The sequence below is a fragment of the Rhodanobacter lindaniclasticus genome (genome assembly GCF_004799035.1).
In the GTDB taxonomy this organism is placed as follows: domain Bacteria; phylum Pseudomonadota; class Gammaproteobacteria; order Xanthomonadales; family Rhodanobacteraceae; genus Rhodanobacter; species Rhodanobacter lindaniclasticus.
Genome location: NZ_MWIO01000005.1, coordinates 1 through 17,905 on the forward strand (window position 1 = coordinate 1; position 17,905 = coordinate 17,905).

General features: G+C 71.2%; 13 protein-coding genes. 11 read left to right on the forward strand and 2 right to left on the reverse strand.

The window, feature by feature from the left end; translation table 11 throughout:
- A partial coding sequence (locus B1991_RS01695) for a helix-turn-helix domain-containing protein (protein WP_168709558.1) occupies positions 1–249 on the reverse strand: 249 nt, incomplete at its 3' end.
- Between the two features lie 44 nt (positions 250–293).
- Here B1991_RS01695 and B1991_RS01700 point away from each other — a divergent pair.
- The 7 genes from B1991_RS01700 to B1991_RS01730 are packed head-to-tail and all read left to right on the forward strand — an operon-like array spanning position 294 to position 10,838.
- The gene (locus B1991_RS01700) at positions 294–1,673 is read left to right on the forward strand and encodes an aminotransferase family protein (protein ID WP_246031027.1); all 1,380 of its coding nucleotides are present in this window, start codon (positions 294–296) and stop codon (positions 1,671–1,673) included.
- A gap of 9 nt (positions 1,674–1,682) precedes the next feature.
- Entirely contained in the window at positions 1,683–3,266 is a 1,584-nt protein-coding gene (locus B1991_RS01705; RefSeq protein WP_136256981.1) for an aldehyde dehydrogenase family protein, read from the forward strand.
- Positions 3,263–4,114, forward strand: a complete 852-nt coding sequence (locus B1991_RS01710; RefSeq protein ID WP_168709559.1) for a CoA transferase subunit A — start codon at positions 3,263–3,265, stop codon at positions 4,112–4,114. The genes B1991_RS01705 and B1991_RS01710 overlap by 4 nt, the downstream gene beginning before the upstream one ends.
- Entirely contained in the window at positions 4,111–4,896 is a 786-nt protein-coding gene (locus B1991_RS01715; RefSeq protein ID WP_136256983.1) for a CoA-transferase subunit beta, read from the forward strand. The genes B1991_RS01710 and B1991_RS01715 overlap by 4 nt, the downstream gene beginning before the upstream one ends.
- A 14-nt stretch (positions 4,897–4,910) precedes the next feature.
- Positions 4,911–6,257, forward strand: coding sequence for an acetyl ornithine aminotransferase family protein (locus B1991_RS01720; protein ID WP_136256984.1), 1,347 nt, complete (start codon positions 4,911–4,913; stop codon positions 6,255–6,257).
- 4 nt (positions 6,258–6,261) lie between these two features.
- Complete coding sequence (locus B1991_RS01725; protein ID WP_136256985.1) at positions 6,262–8,805, forward strand: CehA/McbA family metallohydrolase; 2,544 nt, start codon at positions 6,262–6,264, stop codon at positions 8,803–8,805.
- On the forward strand, positions 8,802–10,838 hold the full coding sequence (locus tag B1991_RS01730; protein WP_136256986.1) for a S9 family peptidase: 2,037 nt from the start codon (positions 8,802–8,804) through the stop codon (positions 10,836–10,838). The genes B1991_RS01725 and B1991_RS01730 overlap by 4 nt, the downstream gene beginning before the upstream one ends.
- An 11-nt stretch (positions 10,839–10,849) precedes the next feature.
- Here the strand turns inward: B1991_RS01730 and B1991_RS01735 are convergent, their stop codons facing one another.
- Positions 10,850–12,007, reverse strand: coding sequence for a DmpA family aminopeptidase (locus tag B1991_RS01735; protein ID WP_136256987.1), 1,158 nt, complete (start codon positions 12,005–12,007; stop codon positions 10,850–10,852).
- Between the two features lie 61 nt (positions 12,008–12,068).
- Here B1991_RS01735 and B1991_RS01740 point away from each other — a divergent pair, with 61 nt between their 5' ends.
- The 4 genes from B1991_RS01740 to B1991_RS01755 are packed head-to-tail and all read left to right on the forward strand — an operon-like array spanning position 12,069 to position 17,848.
- Entirely contained in the window at positions 12,069–13,136 is a 1,068-nt protein-coding gene (locus tag B1991_RS01740) for an aromatic ring-hydroxylating oxygenase subunit alpha (RefSeq protein WP_136256988.1), read from the forward strand.
- Positions 13,133–14,422 (forward strand): Xaa-Pro dipeptidase, encoded by a 1,290-nt coding sequence (locus tag B1991_RS01745; RefSeq protein WP_136256989.1) that lies wholly within the window; start codon positions 13,133–13,135, stop codon positions 14,420–14,422. Before B1991_RS01740 ends, B1991_RS01745 begins: the two co-directional genes overlap by 4 nt.
- 14 nt (positions 14,423–14,436) lie before the next feature.
- Positions 14,437–15,744 carry an amino acid permease gene (locus B1991_RS01750; protein ID WP_136256990.1) on the forward strand — a complete coding sequence of 436 codons (1,308 nt, stop codon included), beginning with the start codon at positions 14,437–14,439 and terminating at the stop codon, positions 15,742–15,744.
- A gap of 4 nt (positions 15,745–15,748) precedes the next feature.
- Positions 15,749–17,848, forward strand: a complete 2,100-nt coding sequence (locus B1991_RS01755) for an oxidoreductase (RefSeq protein WP_136256991.1) — start codon at positions 15,749–15,751, stop codon at positions 17,846–17,848.
- The last annotated feature ends 57 nt before the right edge of the window (positions 17,849–17,905 follow it).

The window sequence follows — 17,905 nt, forward strand, 5'->3', positions numbered from 1 at the left end:
CGAGTAGCACTGGCGCTGCTCCAGCACGCGGTAGGTCAGTAAGAAACATAGCACCGCGCCGCCGACGTGGCCCAGGTGGTTCAGGGTCGGCCGGATGCGGCGCACCACCGCACGCGACAGGTCCGTGGGTTCGGCGACCTCGGACAGACTCGCGCTGGTCAGCTCGCGATCGAATGCGCGTAGCACCTGGAGCCCGAGCGCCAGCGATTGCACGTAGTCCGCGCTGTCCTCGAATGCTGTCGATGCCATGCGTTGGCGGCCTCCATTGACAGGCCGAGCGTAGAAGGTTTCCAATGGGTTCGCAATACGAATTGTTGTGCGATTACCGCACAAACCGGATCGAGGGGATCGGTGTGGCGAGCGAACGCGACAGTGTGCTGCACAGCTGGTGCGTGCAGTCGGCATGGCGGGCACCGACCGTGGTCGGCGGCAGTGGCGCGTACCTCGAACTGGAGGACGGCCGGCGCATCCTGGACATGAGCAGCCTGGCCGAATGCAGCAACCTCGGCCACCAGCATCCGGCCGTGGTCGCGGCGATCCGCGAGCAGGCGCAGCAGCTGTGTTTCGTCACCTCGGCCTGGGGCGCGCGGTCGCGCGCGGCGCTGGCCGAGGCGCTGCTGGAAAAATCCGGCTTCGACGGCGGGCGCGTGTTCTTCACCCTGGCCGGCGCGGACGCCAACGAGAACGCGGTGAAGTTCGCGCGCCAGACCAGCGGCAAGCCGCGCGGGCGCATCGTGACGCGCGACCGCTCCTACCACGGCGCCAGCTACGCCTGCATGGCGCTTTCCGGCGACACGCGCACGCGCACCCAGGTCGACCCGGAAGCGTTCGGCGTGCTGCACGTGCCCCCACCGGACAGCTATCGCTGCCCGTTCGGCAGCGAGGATGCGCGGGACTGCGGCGAGCGCGCGGCCGCCGCCGTGGCGCAGACGATCGACCATCACGGTGCGTCGTCGGTCGCCGCCGTGTTGATGGAAGCCAACGCCGGCAGCAACGGCATCGTGGCACCGGACAACTACTGGCCCGGCCTGCGCGAGGCGACCCGCGCGCGCGGCGTCTGGCTGATCGCCGACGAGGTGATGAGCGGCTTCGGCCGCTGCGGCGAGTGGTTCGCCTGGCAGCGCCACGGCGAGGCCGGCCGGCCCGACCTGATGACGCTGGCCAAGGGCCTGACCGGCGCGCACCTGCCGCTGGGCGCGGTGGTGCTGTCGGCCGAGGTGGCCGCCCGGCTGCAGCACGAGATGCTCTACACCGGCCTGACCTACTGCGGCCATCCGCTGTCCTGCGCGGCCGGCCTGGCGGCGCTGCGCGCGTACGAGGACGAAAACCTGATCGCGCGCTCGCGCGCGCTCGGCGCGCGCCTGCTGGCCGAACTGCAGGCGCTGCAGTCGCGCCATGCGGTGATCGGCGACGTGCGCGGCGGCCACGGCCTGTTCGCGGTGGTCGAGCTGGTCGCCGACCGCGCCACCCGCGAACCGCTGGCGCCGTGGCCGCAGACACCGCCCGCACTGAACGCACTGGTCGACGCGGCGATGGCCGAAGGCGTGTCGTTCGCCTGCCGCGGCAACCTGATCCTGCTGGCGCCGCCGCTGGTGATCGACGAGCACGCGCTGGCCGATGCGCTGGCCCTGCTCGACCGCCTGCTGGCGCGCTTCTTCCCTGCTGCTTGCTGAGGATTTCCGATGAGCTTCCGTCTCACCTACGCCACCATGTACAACCCGCCGGAGGCGATGCACGAACGCTTCGAGGCGGCGCTGGCGCGGGTCGAGGCCGCGCTCGGCGCGCGCCATCCGCTGTTCGTCGCCGGCGCCGATCGCGACGCCGCGCAGCACGCCGAGCGCCATGCGCCGTTCGACACCGCGCTGCGGCTGGGCGAGTTCGCGCTGGCCGACCGGGCCGACGTCGACGCCGCGATGGCCGCGGCGCACGCGGCCTACCCGGCCTGGCGCGCGGCGCCGGTCGTCGAGCGCGCGCGCCTGCTGCACCGCGTCGGCGAACTGCTGGAGGAACGCGTCTACGAGATTGCCGCGGCGATGGTGCTGGAGGTCGGCAAGAACCGCATGGAAGCGCTCGGCGAGGCGCAGGAGACGGTCGACTTCTTCCATCACTACGCCGACGATTTCGAAAGCCATGCCGGCTATGCGCACGTGCTGCCCGACGATCCGGTCGAAGGTTTCGCCTCGCACAACGCCAGCGTGATGCGGCCGTACGGCGCGTGGGTGGTGATCGCGCCGTTCAACTTCCCGCTGGCGCTGGCCGGCGGGCCGGTGGCCGCGGCGCTGGTCACCGGCAACACCGTCGTGCTCAAGGGCGCCAGCGACACGCCGTGGTCCGGCCGCCTGCTCGCCGACTGCATCCGCGACGCCGGCCTGCCGCCGGGCGTGTTCAACTACCTGTCCGGCTCCGGCCGCGAGATCGGCGAGGCGCTGGTGCAGCACCCGCTCACCGCCGGCATCACCTTCACCGGCTCGGTGGCGGTCGGCCGTCAGTTGATGCAGCAGATGGCCGGCGGCGCGTATCCGCGGCCGTGCATCGCCGAGATGGGCGGCAAGAATCCGTGCATCGTCACCGAGCACGCCGACCTGGACCGCGCCGCCGCCGGCATCGTGCGCTCCGCCTACGGCATGGGCGGGCAGAAATGCTCGGCGCTGTCGCGGCTGTACGTGCACGAGCGCGTCGCCGACGCGCTGATCGGGCGGCTGCAGGCGCAGATCGCCGCCATCCGCATCGGCGATCCGCGCCGGCGCGAGCACTGGCTCGGCCCGGTCGTCAACGCCGCGGCCTACGACAACTATCAGCGCCATCTCGACGCGCTGCGCAGCGGCGGCGCCAGCCTGCTCGCCGGCGGCGCCCGGATCGGCGCGGGCAGCGAAGGCCGCGCGGCGCTGGCGCGCGGCTATTACGTGGAGCCCGTGCTGGCCGAAGCGCCGCTGGCCCATCCGCTGTGGCAGCACGAGATGTTCCTGCCGATCCTGCTGCTGCACCGCTACCACGACCGCGAGGAGGCGATGCGGCTGGCCAACGACAGCTCGATGGGCCTGACCGCGGGCTTCTTCGGCGGCGCCGACGAAGTGGCCTGGTTCCACGACCGCATCGAGGCCGGCGTGACCTACGCGAACCGCCCGCAAGGCGCGACCACCGGCGCCTGGCCGGGCTACCAGCCGTTCGGCGGCTGGAAGGGCTCCGGTTCCACCGGCAAGGCGATCGCCTCGTTCCATTACCTCGCGCAGTACCTGCGCGAGCAGTCGCGCACGGTGGTCGAGTGAGCATGCTGCTGCCGCTTGCCGAGGCGATCGAACGCCATGTCGCCGACGGCGCCAGCGTCGCGCTGGAGGGCTTCACCCACCTGATCCCGTTCGCCGCCGGCCACGAGATCATCCGCCAGCGCCGGCGCGACCTGCACCTGATCCGGATGACGCCGGACATCATCTACGACCAGCTGATCGGCATGGGCTGCGCGCGCAAGCTGACCTTTTCCTGGGGCGGCAACCCCGGCGTCGGCTCGCTGCACCGGCTGCGCGATGCGGTGGAGCACCAGTGGCCGCAGCCGCTGGAACTGGACGAGCACAGCCACGCCGGCATGGCCGCGGCGTTCTGCGCCGGCGCGGCGCGGCTGCCGTTCGGCATGCTGCGCGGCTACGCCGGCACCGACCTGCCGGCGCACAACCCGAACATCCGCCGCGTGCAATGTCCGTTCACCGGCGAGATGCTGGCGGCGGTGCCCGCGCTCAACCCCGACGTCACCATCCTGCACGCGCAGCGCGCCGACCGCGCGGGCAACGTCGCCATCGACGGCATCGTCGGCGCGGCGCGCGAGGCCGCGCTGGCGGCGAAGACGCTGATCGTCACCGTCGAGGAGATCGTCGACGCGCTGCCGCCGGCGATGAACGCGATCGTGCTGCCGCACTGGGTGGTCAGCGCGGTGGCGGCCTGCCCCGGCGGCGCGTATCCGTCCTACGCGCACGGCCACTACGTGCGCGACAACGCGTTCTACCGGCAGTGGGACGCGATCGCGCGCGAGCGCTCGAGCTTCCTGGCCTGGATGGAGCAGCACGTGCTCGGCACGCGCGACCATCGCGCGTTCCTCGCCGGCCTGCAGCAGGAGGCCGCATGAACGCCTGCACGCGCGACGAGTGGATGACGATCGCCGCGGCGCGCCTGCTGCCGGACCGCGGCGTGTGCTTCGTCGGCATCGGCCTGCCCAGCGCCGCCTGCAACCTGGCGCGGCTCACGCACGCGCCCGGGATCGTGCTGATCTACGAATCGGGCGCGATCGGCACGCGCCCGGACGTGCTGCCGCTGTCGATCGGCGACGGCGAGCTGGCCGAGACCGCGGCCTGCGTGGTGCCGCTGCCGGAGGTCTTCAGCTACTACCTGCAGGCCGGCCGCATCGACATCGGCTTCCTCGGCGCCGCGCAGATCGACCGCCACGGCAACCTCAACAGCACCGTGATCGGCCCCTACGACGCGCCCACCACGCGCCTGCCCGGCGCCGGCGGCGCGCCGGAGATCGCCCAGCACGCGCGCCAGGTGTTCGTGATGGCGCGGGCATCGAAGCGCAGCTTCGTCGAGCGCCTGGATTTTCGCACCAGCGCCGGCTACCTCGACGGCCACGGCACGCGCGCGCGCAGCGGCGCGCCCGGTGGCGGCCCGCGCGCGGTGATCACCGACTTCGGCATGCTGGCGCCGCACCCGCAGAGCGAGGAACTGCAGCTGGTCGCGCTGTTCGCCGGCGCCAGCGTCGAGGAGGCCCGCGCCGCGATCGGCTGGCCGCTGGCGGTCGCCGACCACCTCGACACCATCGCGCCGCCGAGCGCGCACGAGCTCGACACCCTGCGCGCACTCAACGCCCGCACCCGCGAGGCGCACGCGCGCCCCGTCCGCATCCCCCTCTGAACCGGAGCATTGCCGTGAACGCGACGCCGAACCCCGCCCACATCAAGACCGCCCTGCCCGGCCCGAAGGCGCAGGCGATGATCGCCCGCGACGCCGCGGTGATCTCGCCCTCGTACCCGCGCGACTACCCGTTCGTGATGTCGCACGGCCGCGGCACCGAGGTATGGGACGTGGACGGCAACCGCTTCCTCGACTTCATGGCCGGCATCGCGGTGTGCGCCACCGGCCACGCGCACCCGCAGGTGGTCAAGGCGGTGCAGGACGCCGCGGCGAAGTTCCTGCACATCTCCAGCGACTACTGGCACGAGGAGATGACCGCGCTGGGCGAGCGCTTGGCCGCGATCGCGCCCATGCAGACGCTGGCCGGCGAGCCGGCGATGAGCTTCATCTGCCAGTCCGGCACCGAGGCGGTGGAGGGCGCGCTGAAGCTGGCCCGCTACGTCACCGGCCGGCCGCGCTTCATCGGTTTCCTCGGCGGCTTCCACGGCCGCACCTTCGGCTCGCTGTCGTTCACCTCCAGCAAGTACACCCAGCAGAAGGGCTTCTCGCCGACGCTGGCCGGCGTCACCCACGTGCCGTACCCGAACCCGTACCGGCCGCTGTTCGCCGGCGACGACCAGGGCGCGGCGGTGCTCGACTACATCCGCATGCTGTTCCAGCGCAGCGTGCCGCCGAGCGAGGTGGCCGCGATCCTGATCGAGCCGATGCAGGGCGAAGGCGGTTACCTCACGCCGCCGGACGGCTTCCTCGCCGGCCTGCGCGCGCTGTGCGACGAGCACGGCATCCTCTTGATCTTCGACGAGGTGCAGTCGGGCATCGGCCGCACCGGCAAGATGTTCGCCTGCGAGCACTGGGGCGTGGCGCCGGACATCCTCACCTCGGCCAAGGGACTGGGCTCGGGCCTGCCGATCGGCGCGGTGATCGCGAAGAAATCGATCATGGCGCAGTGGCAGCGCGGCGCGCACGGCAACACCTACGGCGGCAATCCGATCGGCTGCGCGGCGGCCAATGCCACCCTCGACCTGGTGCGCGGCGGCATGGTGGACAACGCCGCGCGCGTGGGCGAGCACTTCATGGCACGGCTGCGCGAACTGCAGAAGGACTTCCCCTGCATCGGCGAGGTGCGCGGCAAGGGCCTGTGGATCGGCATGGAGCTGGTGGAGAACGACGGCAAGAAGACGCCGGCCAGCGCGCTGTGCGAGGCGGTGGTCCGGCGGGCCTTCCACAACGGCCTGCTGCTGCTCTCCTGCGGCACCAGCACGGTACGCTTCATGCCGCCGCTGAACGTCAGCGTCGGCGAGGTCGACGAGGCGATCGCCCTGCTGCGGGCGAGCCTCGACCAGGCACTGACGGGGAGCTGACGCCATGCCGCGCCGCCTGACCGCCCTGCTCGCCTTGTTCCTCCTCGCGGGCGCGGCGCAGGCCGCGCGCGAGCCCGTGCTGAAGCAGGTCGACCTGCCGCACAGCTACTACTGGCGCGAGCTGTACCTGCCGCAGCTGACCACCGGGCCGTCGTCGGCGAGCTTCCTGCCCGATGGCGACACGCTGATCTACAGCATGGCCGGCTCGTTGTGGCGGCAGCGCGTCGACGACGCCACCGCCACCGAACTCACCCACCCTGCGCGCGCCTACGACTACCAGCCGGACGCCGCGCGCGACGGCCGCAGCGTGGTGTTCGCGCGCTACGACGGCAACGCGACCGAGCTGTGGCGGCTGGATCTGGCCAGCGGCCGCGAGCAGCGGCTGACCACGGGCGGCGCGGTCAACGTGGAGCCGCGGCTGTCACCGGACGGCAAGCGGATCGCCTGGGTCTCGACGCAGGGCAGCGGCCACTTCAACCTGTTCGTCGCCGAACTCGACGCGGCCGGCCTGCACCACGCGCGGCCGCTGCTGGGCGAGCGCAAGAGCGCGCTCGACCGCTACTACTATTCCGCGTTCGACCACGCGATCAATCCGTCGTGGTCGCCCGACGGCAAGACGCTCTACTACGTCAGCAATCCGGAGATCGGCTGGGGCACCGGCGACCTCTTCGCCGTGGATGTCGACCAACCCGCGCAGCGCCACCGCGTGCTCGGCGAGGAAACCAGCTGGAGCGCGCGCCCGGAACCCGCACCGGACGGCAGGCGCCTGCTCTACGCCAGCTACCACGGCCGCCAGTGGCAGCAGCTGTGGCTGACCACGCCCGACGGCGCCGCGCCGCTGCCGCTGAGCTTCGGCGAGTTCGACCGCCGCAACGCGCGCTGGTCGCCCGACGGCAAGCGCATCGCCTACATCGACAACCGCGACGGCAACACGGCGCTGCGCGTGATGGATGCGCTCGGCGGCGCCACCCGCGACGTGGTGGCGACGCACCGCGTGACCCGGCTGCCGCAGGCGCAGCTGGTGCTCGACATCGTCGACGAACACGGCGCGCGCACGCCGGCGCGCGTGGCGGTGCTGGCCAGCGACGGCCGCGCCTATGCACCGGATGCGGCCTGGATGCACGCCGACGACGGCTTCGACCGCGCGCTGCAGTCGGCCGAGACGCACTATTTCCACTGCGCGCCGCCGTGCACGCTGGACCTGCCCGCCGGACGCGCGCAGCTGTGGGTGCAGCACGGCTTCGCCTACGCGCCATGGCGGCAGGCCGTGAACCTGGCGGCGGGCCGCGCGACGCCGCTGCGCGCGCAGCTGCAGCCGCAGCGCCTGCCCGACGCCTACGGCCGCTTCATCAGCGCCGACCTGCACATCCACATGAACTACGGCGGCCACTACCGCAACACGCCGGCGCATCTCGCCGCCCAGGCGCGCGCGGAGGACCTCGACCTGGCCTGGGACCTGGTGGTCAACAAGGAGGAACGCTTCCCCGACATCGCCGCGTTCCGCACCGATCCCGATCCGGCCAGCACGTCGCGCACGCTGGTGCTGCACGGGCAGGAGTACCACACCAGCTTCTGGGGGCACCTGGGCCTGCTCAATCTCGGCGACCACCTGCTGATGCCAGGTTTCTCCGCCTACTGGCACACCGCGATGGCGAGCCCGTACCCGACCAACGGCGCGATCGCCGACCTCGCCCACGCGCAGGGCGCGCTGGTCGGCTACGTGCACCCGTTCGACACCCTGCCCGACCCCGCGCACGATGCGGTGCTCAGCAATGAACTGCCGGCGGACGTGATCCAGGGCAAGGTCGACTACATCGAGATCGTCGGCTTCTCCGACCACAAGGCCACCGCGCAGGTCTGGTATCGCCTGCTCAACCTCGGCTTCCATCTGCCCACCGGCGCCGGCACCGATGCGATGGCGAACTACGCCTCGCTGCGCGGCCCGGTCGGCCTGAACCGCGTGTTCCTCGACACCGGCGGCCAGCACGACCGCGCGGCGGCGATGGCCGCGCTGAAAGCCGGCCACGGCTTCGCCAGCAACGGGCCACTGCTCGGGCTGCTGCTCGATGGCGCCAAGCCCGGCGCGCAGCTCGCCCCGGGTCGCCACCACTACCGCGTGGCGCTGCGTTCGCCGGTGGCCGTGGATCACCTCGAACTGGTGCACAACGGCCAGGTGGTGAAGGCCTTCACCCTCGGCGGCGACCGCCGCCATCTCGACGCCGAGGGCGATCTCGACCTCGACGGCGGCTGGGTGCTGCTGCGCGCCTGGAACGACGGCGCCGATCCCGAGGTGCTCGACCTCTACCCTTACGCCACCACCAACCCGGTGTGGCTGGGCGACCACGTGCTGGTGCCCAGCGCGCGCGCCGATGCCGCGTGGTTCGCCAAGTGGATGGACCGCACCATCGAGGCCGCCGCCGCGCGCGACGACTACAACACCGCGGCGGAGAAACGCATGACGCTGGACTACCTCGGCAAGGCGCGCGACGCCTACCGCGCATTGGCCGCCGGCAAACCGTCGACGACGACCGCGGAGACTGGCCGATGATCCGCCGCCTGCACCATCTGGCCTGGATCGCGCTCGGCCTGCTGCCGCTGGCGGCCTCCGCCGCCGGCAAGACACCGTTCACTCCGGCCGACATCAGCCGGCTGGCCGTGCTCGCCGACCCGGCGCTGTCGCCCGACGGCCGCTGGCTGGTCTACACCGTCACCACCACGAATGCCGAGCGCGACCAGCCGCAGTCGGATCTGTGGCGGGTGGGCTTCGATGGCCGCGCGCGCACCCAGCTCACCCACACGCCTGACACCGACGAGTCGCAGGCCCAGTGGTCGGGCGACGGCCGCTTCATCGCCTTCCTGTCCGACCGCAAGCCCGCTGACGGCAAGGACGACGAAGACACCGGCACGCAGGTGTGGACGATGCCCGCCGACGGTGGCGAAGCGCGGCAGGTGACGCAGCTTCCCGCCGGCGTGGAAGAGTTCGCGCTGTCGCCGGATGGCAAGCAGCTGGCCGTGATCGCGTTCGATCCCGAGCGTCCCGCCGGCGCGCCGAAGCCGAAGAACCCGCCGCCGATCGTCACCGACCGCTTCCAGTTCAAGGACGACGACTCGGGCTGGTTGGGCGCGCGCCACAAGCACCTGTACCTGGTCGACCTCGCCAGCGGCGCGGCCACCTTGCTCACCCCCGGCACGCACGACGAGCAGCTGCCCGCGTGGTCGCCGGACAGCCGGCAGATCGCCTACGTCACCCGGCGCGGCGCCGACCCGGACCGCACCCTCAACTTCGACATCTACGTCATCGACGCCCGCGCCGGCGCCACCGAACGCCAGCTCACCCGCTTCCCCGGCTCCGACCTCGATCCGTACTGGGCCTCGCGCCCGGCCTGGTCGCCGGACGGCAAGCGCATCGCCTACCTGCAGAGTGGCGAGGACAAGTGGATCTACTACGCGCCCTGGCAGCTGGCGGTGATCGATGTCGCCAGCGGCAAGGCGTCGATCCCCGCGCCGATCGACCGCTGCTTCACCCATCCGCACTGGTCGCCGGACGGGCGCAGCGTCTATGCGCTGGTCGAGCAGGCCGAAGTCACCCACCTGGCGCGCATCGACGTGGCCAGCGGCAAGCTCACCGAGCTGACCCGCGGCGACCGCTTCGACGTCGATATCTCGGTGGCGCGCAACGGCCGCATCGCCGTGCTCGGCGGCGATGACCTGCACCCCTACAACCTCGCCGCGCTCGACGGCGACCACCTGCGCCCGCTTGCCGACCACAACGAATGGCTGGCCGGCAGGCAGCTGGCGAGCACCGAGACCTTGCACTTCACCGGCGCCGACGGCACCGCACTCGACGCGCTGCTGGTGAAGCCGGTGGGCTACGTGAAAGGCCAGCGCTATCCCACCATCGTGCGTGTGCACGGCGGGCCGGTGTACCAGTTCAGCCACGAATTCATGGAGGACTGGCAGGTCTACGCCGCCAACGGCTACGCCGTGCTGGCGGTGAACCCGCGCGGCAGCTCCGGGCGCGGCTTCGATTTCGCGCGGGCGATCTACGCCGACTGGGGCACCAAGGACACGCAGGATGTGCTGACCGGGGTCGAGCACGCGGTACAGCTGGGCATCGCCGATCCCGACCGCCTTGGCATCGGCGGCTGGAGCTACGGCGCGATCCTCACCGACCAGATCATCGCGCGCGACACCCGCTTCAAGGCGGCAATCAGCGGCGCCGGCACCGGCAACACCTACGGCATGTACGGCGACGACGAGTACACCCGCGAGTACGAACTGGAGCTGGGCACGCCGTGGGCCAATCGCGAGGCGTACGACCGCGCCAGCTACCCGTTCCTGCACGCTGACCGCATCACCACGCCCACGCTGTTCCAGTGCGGCCAGATCGACTTCAACGTGCCGTGCATCGGCGCCGAGCAGATGTACCAGGCGCTGCGCTCGCTGGGGATCCCCACGCAGCTGGTGGTCTATCCGGACCAGCACCACGGCATCACGGTGCCGAGCTACCTGCGCGATCGCATGCAGCGCAACCTGGCCTGGTACGACCGTTTCCTCAAGGCCACAGGCAGCGCGCCGTGAGCCGGGCGACCTCAATGCGGCGGCTGGTAGCGACCGAAGCGCTTGAGCAGCGCGACCAGTTCCGCATGGGGGATCGCCTTCGCGCAGTGCCCGCCCTGGCCGCACATGTCCTTCGCCGCGATCATCGCGTTGACGATCGCCTCCTCGCTGGCCTGCACGGTGGCCTCGAACAGCGGGTCGATGTGGTCGTTGCCGATGAAGCCGGCCTGCTGCAGCGGCCGGTCGTGCAGCGCGTCGGCGTTGGCGGTGGAGAACGCCACGAAGATGTCGCCCGAACCGTTGCCGGAATAGCTGCCCATCCGCGCCAGACCCATGCCGGCGCGCTTGGCGATGCGCTTCAACTGGTGCGGCAGCAGCGGCGCATCGGTCGCCACCACGATGATGATCGAGCCGGTGTCCACCGCCGCCGGGTTGGTGGCGCTGTACAGGCGGTCCTCGCGCAGGTACTGGCCCACCGGCACGCCGGCGATGCGCAGGCTGTCGCGCAGGCCGTAGTTGGCCTGCACCAGCACGCCCAGGGTGTAGTCGTGCCCGCCGATGCGCACGCGCCGCGAGGCGGTGCCGATGCCGCACTTGAACTCGTGGCAGATCATGCCGGTGCCGCCGCCGACGTTGCCTTCGGCGACCGGCCCGCCCGTCGCCTCGTGCAGCGCGCGCGCGGCGTCCGCGGAATGCACGTGGAAACCGTTGATGTCGTTCAGCTCGCCGTCCCAGGTCTCGGCCACCACCGGCAGCGACCACCAGTAGCCCGAGGCGTCGGCGCCGCCGGCATGCACGCGCTCGGCGATCACCGCGTCGCGCACCACGCCCACGCTGTGCGTGTTGGTCAGCATCACCGGCCCCTCCAACTGGCCGGACTCGTCCAGCCAGGCGGTGCCGGTCATCTCGCCGTTGCCGTTGAGCGCGAACCAGCCGCCGAAGGCGGGGATCTCGTAGCTGGCCTTGCCGCGTGGCAGGATCGCAGTCACGCCGGTGCGCACCTTGTGGCCATTGGGCAGGTCCTCGATCAGGGTGACCTGGCCCACGGTGACGCCGGCGACGTCGGTGATGGCATCGAGCGGCCCCGGGGTGCCGTCGAACGGAACGCCCAGGTCGCGTGCGCGGGGTCCGGCGGCATATGCCAGCCCGGCCAGCGCGCACAGTGCCAGCGTAAGCGTGAAACGGAACATGAGGCCTCCCCCGAAGCGACCGTTGTCGTCGCGCCAGTCTATTCCGATCGCGGAGCATTGCATGCCAGCTGAGACATCCCACCCCGGCCTCGACCGCGCCACCGCCCTGCCCGCCCGCTACTACGTCGGCGAGGCGATGCTGGCGATGGAGCAGCGCGCGGTGTTCGCGCGCAGCTGGCAACTGGTGGCGCACCAGGGCCAGCTCGCCGAGCCCGGCGACCACGTGGTGGAACAGGTCGGCCACGTGCCGGTGATCGTGGTGCGCGGCCAGGACGGCGTGCTGCGCGGCTTCGTCAACGTCTGCCGTCACCGCGCCGGCCCGCTGGCGCTGTGCAACGGCAAGGGCGCCAAGGCACTGCACTGCAAGTACCACGGCTGGACCTACACGCTGGAAGGCCAGCTGCGCAGCGCGCCGGAAATGCAGGGCGCGGCGGATTTCGACGTGTCCGCCATCCGCCTGCCGCCGGTCCGCGTGCACGAGTGGCAAGGCCTGGTCTTCGTGGCGCTGGACGATGCCGTGCCCGCGTTCGACGCGGTCTACGGCGGCATCGCCGAGCGCATCGCGCCGATCGACCTCTCCGCCATGCGCTACCTGCGCCGCGACAGCTACGAGATCGCCTGCAACTGGAAGGTCTACGTCGACAACTTCCTCGAGGGCTACCACCTGCCGCACGTGCACCCGGGACTGTCGAAAGTGCTGGACTACCGCGCCTACGACACCGAGCTGTTCGACTGGCATTCGCTGCAGTCCTCGCCGCTGCGCAACAGCGCGGACATCTATGGCGACGGCGAGGCGTTCTACTACTTCGTCTACCCCAACGTGATGCTCAACATCATGCCCGGCCGCATGCAGACCAACCGCATCGTGCCGCTGGGGCCGGACCGCTGCCGCGTAGAGTTCGACTACTACTACGCGCAGGATGCCGCCGCGCAGGCGCGCATCGCCGCCGACCAGGAATTCAGCGACGAGGTGCAGCAGGAGGACATCGACATCTGCGTCGCCGTGCAGCGCGGCCTGACCTCCGGCACGTACGAGGCCGGCCGGCTGTGCCCGAAGCGCGAAAGCGGTGTCTGGCACTTCCACAACCGGTTGCGCGCGGCCTACGCCGCCGCGGGAGAGCGCGCATGAAGAAGGCCCTGACTGCATGGCTGTTCACTGCGGCCATCGTCGCCCCGGTGCATGCGGCCGACCGCACCGTGGTGCATGCCGGCCACCTGCTCGACGTGGACAGCGGCAGGATGCTCACCGACCAGGCCGTCACCCTCGCCGACGGCAAGGTGGTCGCGGTGCAGCCGTGGTCCGCCGATGCGGCCAAGGGCGCGCGCGTGCTCGACTGGAGTGCCTGGACCGTGGTCCCCGGCCTGATGGACATGCACACCCACATCTCCGAGGAGGCGGAAACCGCCGACATCGCTGCGCCGCTGAAGATCAGCCCCGCGCAACAGGCGTTCATCGGCGCGATGAACGCGCGCAAGACGCTGCAGGCCGGCTTCACCACCGTGCGCGACGTCGGCGTCTACCGCGGCTTCGCCGACATCGCCCTGCGTGACGCGATCAACGCCGGCGAGATTCCCGGCCCGCGCATGTTCGTCGCCGGCGCCTACATCACCGCGCCCGGCGGTGGCGGCGAGATCACCGGCCTGCCCGCCGGCACCGTGGTGCCGCCGGCATTCCGCCAGGGCGTGTCAAAGGGCGTGGACGACGTGCGCAAGCACGTCGACTTCATCCTCGACCACGGCGCCGACCAGATCAAGGTGATCGCCACCGGCGCCGTGCTGGCCAACGGCACCGAACCGGGCAAGCCGGAATTCACCGAGGCGGAGATCCACGCCGCCGTGGTCGAAGCGGCCAGGCGCGGCAAGTTCGTCGCCGCCCACGCCCACGGCGCCGAGGGCATCAAGCGGGCGATCCGCGCCGGTGTGCGCTCGATCGAGCACGGTTCGCTGATCGACGACGAAGGTATCGCGCTGCTCAAGCAGCACGGCACCTGGCTGGTGGCCGACATCTACGACGGCGACTACATCGAGGAAATCGGCACCCGCGACCACTGGTCGCCGGAGATCCTGCGCAAGAACAAGGACACCACGCTGGCCCAGCGCGAAGGCTTCCGCAAGGCGGTGAAAACCGGCGTGCACCTCGCCTTCGGCACCGACGCCGGCGTCTACCCGCACGGCCAGAACGCCCGCCAGTTCGCCTACATGGTGCGCTACGGGATGACCCCGCTGCAGGCGATCCGCTCGGCCACCATCGACGCCGCGCGCCTGCTCGGCAAGCAGAAGGAACTCGGCTCGATCGCCCCCGGCAAGGCCGCCGACCTGGTCGCGGTGGGCTGCGATCCATTGCATGACGTGGACTGCCTGCGGCAGATCCGCGGCGTGATCAAGGCCGGCACGCCGGTTTCCCTCGACCGATGAGCATGACCACGCCCGTGAGCAACCAACGCAAGATTGGCTTCTGGACCTGCACCGCACTGGTGGTGGGCAACGTGATCGGCATGGGCATCTTCCTGCTGCCCGCGTCGTTGGCTCCGTACGGCTTCAACGCGCTGATCGGCTGGACCGTCACCCTGCTCGGCTGTCTCGCGCTGGCTCGGGTGTTCTCCTACCTGGCGCATGCCCTGCCCGACGCCGACGGCCCCTACGGCTACATCCGCCGTACCCTCGGCGAGCTGCCCGCGTACATGGCGCTGTGGGCGTACTGGGTGTCGCTGTGGCTCACCAACGCGGCGCTGGCCACGGGTGCGGTGGGTTACATCACGGTGGTGTTCCCGGCGCTGCAGGCGATCCACCCGGCGGTGTTCGCGCTCGGTCTGCTGTGGTTGTTCGTGGCGATCAACCTGCTCGGCGTGCGCGCCGGCGGCAGCGTGCAGATCGTCACCACCGTGCTCAAGCTGCTGCCGATGATCGCCATCGCCGTACTCGGCGCGTGGGTGCTGCTGCACGCGCCGGCGAGCTACACCGCGCACCTGCCGAGCACGCCGATCAGCCTGAGGGACACCATGGCCGCCGGCACCATCGCGCTGTTCGCCATGCTCGGCATCGAGTCGGCCAGCGTGCCGGCGGCGCAGGTGAACGACCCCGGCCGCACCATCCCGCGCGCCACCATGGTCGGCACCGTGCTCACCGCGGTGATCTACATCATCGTCTCCACCGTGCCGCTGCTGCTGATCCCGCAGCTGGAGCTGGGCAACGCCAGCGCGCCGTTCGCGCTGCTGATGGACCGCTTCGGCGGCGCCGGCTTCGGCCGCTGGCTGTCGCTGTTCGTGGTGGTCAGCGGACTGGGCGCGCTCAACGGCTGGACGCTGCTGGTGGGCGAGCTCACCCGCACCATGGCCGCCAACGGCGTGCTGCCCAGGGTGTTCGTGCGCGACAACCGCCGCGGGGCACCCGCGGTGGCGCTGGTGGTCACCGGCGCGCTGGCCTCGGTGATGGTGTGGATGAGCTACAGCAAGTCGCTGGTGTCGGCCTTCACCTTCATCACCCGCGTGGTCACCGCCGCCAACCTGCCGCTGTACCTGTGCTGCTCGCTGGCGCTGATCGTGCTGTGGCGCCAAGGCACGGTGCGCGGCGCAGTGCTGCCGGCCGCCGTGCTCGGCGTGCTGTTCGTGGTGTTCGCCTTCATCGGCATCGGCCACGAACCGCTGGTGCTCGGCCTGGGCCTGATCGCCGCGGGCCTGCCGCTGTACGCGTTCATGCGCCTGCGCCGCCGCAAGGCCGCCCAACCCGCCAAGGCCTGAGCCGATGAGAGATTCGCGCCACGACATCCTGTTCGAACCGGTGAAGATCGGCCCGGTCACCGCGAAGAACCGCTTCTTCCAGGTGCCGCACTGCAACGGCATGGGCCACGCGATGCCGCTGGCGCACGCGGCCATGCGCGAGATGAAGGCCGCGGGCGGCTGGGCGGTGGTCTCCACCGAGGAATGCGAGATCCACCCCAGCGGCGACCTTACGCCCTACGTCGAGGCGCGGCTGTGGGACGACCGCGACATCCCCGCGCTGGCGCTGATGTGCGACAAGGTGCACGCGCACGGCGCGCTGGCCGCGCTGGAGCTGTCGCACAACGGCCCGACCGCCTCCAACCTGTATTCGCGCGAGGTGCTGATCGCGCCCTCGCACCAGCCGACCAAGTACGGCTACCCGCACCAGGCGCGCGCGATGACGAAGCACGACATCCGCGAGTACCGGCGCTGGCACCGCGAGGCGGCGATCCGCGGCAAGCGCGCCGGCATGGACATCATCTACGTCTACGCCGCGCACGACCTGTCGCTGGCGATGCACTTCCTGCAGCGCCGGCGCAACCAGCGCGGCGACGAATACGGCGGCTCGCTGGAAAACCGCGTGCGCCTGCTGCGCGAGGTGCTGCAGGACACGAAGGAGGCGGTCGGCGACAGCTGCGCGGTGGCGCTGCGCTTCGCCGTCGAGGAAGGGCTGGGCCCCGGCGGCGTGGAGCTGGCCGAGGCGCAGGACATCGTCGGCATGCTGGCCGAGCTGCCCGACCTGTGGGACGTGAACCTGGCCGCCTGGTACAACGACTCGGTGCCCTCGCGGTTCGCCGGCGAAGGCGCGCAGGAGCCGTTCATCGCCTTCGTCAAGCAGGCCACCAGCAAGCCGGTGGTGGGCGTGGGCCGCTTCACCTCGCCGGACACCATGGTGGCGCAGCTCAAGCGCGGCGTGCTGGACCTGATCGGCTGCGCGCGCCCGTCGATCGCCGACCCGTTTTTGCCGAAGAAGATCGAGGAAGGCCGCAGCGACGACATCCGCGAATGCATCGGCTGCAACGTCTGCGTCTCCGGCGACATGACCATCTCGCCGATCCGCTGCACGCAGAACCCGACCATGGGCGAGGAGTGGCGCAAGGGCTGGCACCCGGAGCGCATCGCGCCGAAACGCAGCGCTGCGCGCGTGCTGGTGGTCGGCGCCGGTCCGGCCGGACTGGAAGCCGCGCGCGCGCTCGGCCAGCGCGGTTACGAGGTGAGCCTGGCCGAAGCACGCAAGGAACTCGGCGGTCGCGTGACCCGCGAGTCGCGCCTGCCGGGGCTGGCCGAATGGGCGCGCGTGCGCGACTGGCGCGTGGGCCAGATCCACAAGCTGGCGAACGTGGCCGTCTATCTCGATTCGCCGCTCAGCGCGCAGGACGTGCTCGACTTCGGCGCCGAGCACGTGGTGCTGGCTACCGGCTGCCACTGGCGCCGCGACGGCGGCGGCCGCAGCCACGGCAGCGCCATCGACGGCTTCGCCGGCAACCCGCAGGTGTTCACCGTGGACGACCTGATGGACGGCCGCCTGCCGGAGGGCAAGGTGGTGGTGTTCGACGACGACGGCTACTACCACGCCAGCGTCGCCGCCGAACTGCTGCGCCGGCGCGGCAGCGGGGTGATCCACCTGACGCCCGAGGACGGCCTCGCGCCGTGGACGCTGAACACGCTGGACTACCGGCACATGCGCAAGCGGATGGCCGAGCTCGGCATCGAGGCGCTGGTCGCGCACGACATCGTCGGCTACGCCGGCAGCACGCTCACCGTCGAGGACGTGTGGACCCACCGCCAGCGCGAACTGGCCTGCGATGCCGTGCTCACCGTCACCGCGCGCCTGCCCGACGACGCGCTGTACCAGGAACTGCAGCAGCGCGAGGCGGAGTGGACGGATGCCGGCATCCGCAGCGTGCGCTGCATCGGCGACGCCGAGGCGCCGGGCTTGATCGCGCACGCGGTGTACGCCGGCCACCGCTATGCGCGCGAGCTGGAGGAACCGGCTGTCGGCGAGGTCGCGTTCAAGCGGCACTTCCACAGCGCCAACGCCGACGACCTGCTGCGCGAGACGCCGGCGCCGCAGGCTCGGTGAACACCGCCACGCGCGGCGCCGGCCGCAGCTAGCGGAACTGCCGCTCGCGCTGGCCGG